This is a genomic window from Variovorax fucosicus (assembly GCF_030316825.1).
Classification (GTDB): domain Bacteria; phylum Pseudomonadota; class Gammaproteobacteria; order Burkholderiales; family Burkholderiaceae_C; genus Variovorax; species Variovorax fucosicus.
The window spans coordinates 1-1,479 of record NZ_JASZYU010000014.1 but is presented as its reverse complement, the minus strand read 5'-3'; the positions used below and the strand labels follow the sequence as shown (position 1 = coordinate 1,479).

The 1,479-nt window shown below is 66.7% G+C and carries 3 protein-coding genes; all 3 read left to right on the top strand.

The window, feature by feature from the left end; genetic code table 11:
- Nucleotides 1–202, top strand: a 202-nt coding sequence (locus QTI05_RS27775; protein ID WP_286625032.1) for a hypothetical protein, incomplete at its 5' end; no start/stop codon positions are given.
- On the top strand, nt 199–978 hold the full coding sequence (locus QTI05_RS27770) for a type IV pili methyl-accepting chemotaxis transducer N-terminal domain-containing protein (protein ID WP_286625033.1): 780 nt from the start codon (nt 199–201) through the stop codon (nt 976–978). The genes QTI05_RS27775 and QTI05_RS27770, both read left to right, overlap by 4 nt.
- A gap of 12 nt (nt 979–990) precedes the next feature.
- Nucleotides 991–1,416, top strand: a complete 426-nt coding sequence (nirD, locus tag QTI05_RS27765; RefSeq protein WP_286625034.1) for a nitrite reductase small subunit NirD — start codon at nt 991–993, stop codon at nt 1,414–1,416.
- The last annotated feature ends 63 nt before the right edge of the window (nt 1,417–1,479 follow it).

Genomic DNA, 1,479 nt, shown 5'->3' with positions numbered 1-1,479 from the left:
CACGGTGCACTACATCAGCCGGGTCGGGCTGGACCATGTGAAAAAGCGCATCCTGGAGGATGCCGAGGGGCGCCGGGCGCTGTGGGAGCGGCTGCAGTTTGCGCTGGACGGCGAGCCCGATCCGTGGTTCGAGTCCAGCCAGGCTTCGGTCGATGTGCGGCAGTTCACGCCGCTGCAACCGCAAACCGGAGCACTGGCGTGAAAAGACGTCTCTTCGTCGCCTCGACCGCCTTGATCGGCCTGGGCGCACGCGCCCAGGTGGCCGATCTCAACGACGCCATCAACAAGGCGGGACGCCAGCGCATGCTGTCGCAGCGTGCAAGCAAGGCCTACCTGGCGCTGGTGCACAAAGTGGAGGCGCGCAATGCCCAGCAGGTGCTGGATCAATCCATCGCCTTGTTCGAGCGCCAACTGGTGGAACTCAAGAGCTTCGCACCCAGCGCCGCCATCCGCGGCACCTACGACACGCTTGGTGCGGCCTGGAGCGATTTCAAGAAAGAACTGACGAGCCCCACGCCGAGCAAGGCCGACGCAGCCAAGGTCGTCAAGCTGGACGGCGCTGTGCTCGCCCTGGCACATCAGGGTACGGTGCAATACGAAGCAGCCTCGGACAAATCGGCCGGCAAGCTGGTCAACATCGCGGGCCGCCAGCGCATGTTGTCGCAACGCATGGCCAAGTTCTACCTGGCCAGTGCCCTGCAGATCGACCCCGCCGGCAGCGCGGCCGAGCTCGCCAAGGCGCGCTCGGAGTTTGTTGCTGCGCTGGAGATTCTGCGGAGTGCTCCCGGGGACACGACGCAGATCAAGGAGGAGCTGGTGCTGGCCGACGCGCAGTGGGTGTTCTTCAGCAACGGCCTTCAGCGCCTGGAGGGCGCCAGCGCATCGCCCAAGCTCATGTCCGACGTGTTCATCACCAGTGAGAACCTGCTGGGGATCATGGATCGCATCACCACCCTCTATTCCAACCTCAAGACCTAGAAGGAGGCACCCATGACCAACTGGACAACCATCTGCCGCGTGGAGGACATCCCGGTGCTGGGGGCGCGGCGGGTGAGCCGGCCTGCGGGCGTTGGGGTGGCGGTGTTTCGCAACGGCCAGGACGAGGTGTTCGCGCTGCTGGACCGCTGCCCGCACAAGGGCGGCCCGCTCAGCCAGGGCATCGTGTTCGGCACCAGCGTGGCCTGCCCGCTGCACAACTGGACGATCGGGCTGGAAGACGGCTGCGCCAAGCAGCCCGATGAGGGCTGCACGCCGAAGTTCGCCTGCAAGGTGGAGGCCGGCGTGGTGATGCTGGATGCCCATGAACTCGCCACGCATGCGCTGGACCTTCAGGCCCCGCGCGCGGGCCCCGGGGCGGCGACGGCCGGTGCGCTGGGCGACGAGTCGTTTGGCGTGCAGGCGCCGCATGGCGCCTGAGGTGGCCGATGAAGCCTTGCCCATGAAAGAGACGCGCTCCACCTGCCCCTACTGCGGCGTGGG

Bases quoted from the DNA above. Each gene is read 5' to 3' on its own strand.
- nirD (WP_286625034.1), top strand. From the start codon at position 991: ATGACCAACTGGACAACCATCTGCCGCGTGGAGGACATCCCGGTGCTG.